The organism is Cupriavidus lacunae (genome assembly GCF_003353055.1).
In the GTDB taxonomy this organism is placed as follows: Bacteria; Pseudomonadota; Gammaproteobacteria; order Burkholderiales; family Burkholderiaceae; genus Cupriavidus; species Cupriavidus lacunae.
Map to the genome: position 1 here is coordinate 1 of NZ_QKWJ01000234.1, position 1,212 is coordinate 1,212.

General features: G+C 62.6%; 1 protein-coding gene. It reads left to right on the forward strand.

What is annotated here, in order from left to right; genetic code table 11:
- Positions 1–1,183, forward strand: a 1,183-nt coding sequence (locus tag DN412_RS42860; RefSeq protein ID WP_115216996.1) for an IS4 family transposase, incomplete at its 5' end; no start/stop codon positions are given.
- Positions 1,184–1,212: the final 29 nt, after the last annotated feature.

A 1,212-nucleotide genomic window follows, 5' to 3' on the forward strand; every position in this document is an offset into this window, starting at 1 on the left:
CCCGGACGGAATACTGGCGAGCCACGTCGCTCAAACCGTGGGTCGCATGCAGCAGGTGCCTGTCGTATTGGCGGTGCAGGACACCACGGAATTCAATCTGGCAAATTTGCCCGCGACTGAGGGACTTGGTCACGGCACGGGCGGCAATTTGCACGGATTCATGTTGCACAGCGTGCTGGCGGTGACGCCTGAGGGCCTGCCACTGGGCGTGTTGAGCATGAAGACGTGGGTGCGTGAGCCGCAAGCATCGGGCAAGGCCAGGCAGCGCCGGGCGCTGTCCATTCGTGACAAGGAAAGCGTGAAGTGGCTGGAGGGGCTGGAATGCCTTGAGCCGCTCAAGATGCAGTGTCCGGACACGCACCTTGTTGCCGTCAGCGATCGCGAGGGCGATGTGTATGACGTGTTCCTGGCGCCGCGCCCAGCGGGGGTGGACTGGTTGGTGCGGGCCGCCTGGAATCGGGGCGTGGACCACCCAGAGAAGTATCTGTGGGAGACGGTTGCTGCGGCTCCTGTACTTGGGGAGACCGTACTGCACGTGCCCAGGAGCGGCGCCAGGCAGGCGCGTAGCGCCCGACTGGCTTTGCGCTGTGTGCCCGTCCAACTGCGACCGCCACGCAGCCGCGGTGCAGAGGCCCTACCGAGTCTCGAAGTGTTTGCCATTCACGCGCTGGAAATCGACCCGCCCGAAGGCGTTGAGCCGCTCGAATGGATGTTGCTCAGTTCGATGCCCACCCAAACGCTGGAAGATGTGCTCGAACGGCTGAGCTGGTACGCCCGTCGCTGGACCATTGAATCCTGGCATCGTGTCCTGAAAAGTGGCTGCCAGATCGAAGCCCGGCAGTTCGGGACGCTGGAGCGGTTCCTGCGGGCCACGGCGCTGTTCGCCGTAATCGGCTGGCGCATCTTGTACTCGACTATGCTGGGCCGGCTCGAAGCCGATATCCCTTGCTCGGTGCTACTGCAATCGCTCGAATGGCAGGCCTTGTACTGCCGCACGCACGGCACAACCAAGCCACCGGAGCAGGCACCCAAACTCAGCGAAGCGGTCCTTTGGATCGCCAAGCTCGGTGGCTACCTGGGTCGCAAAAACGACGATCCCCCCGGTGCTACTGTCCTCTGGCGCGGCTTCCTCGTTTTGCACGAAATCACCGAAATGTATCGGATCTTCCAGAAAAACGAGTAAGCCGCCGGAAGTTGTGGGTAAAGGCAAGC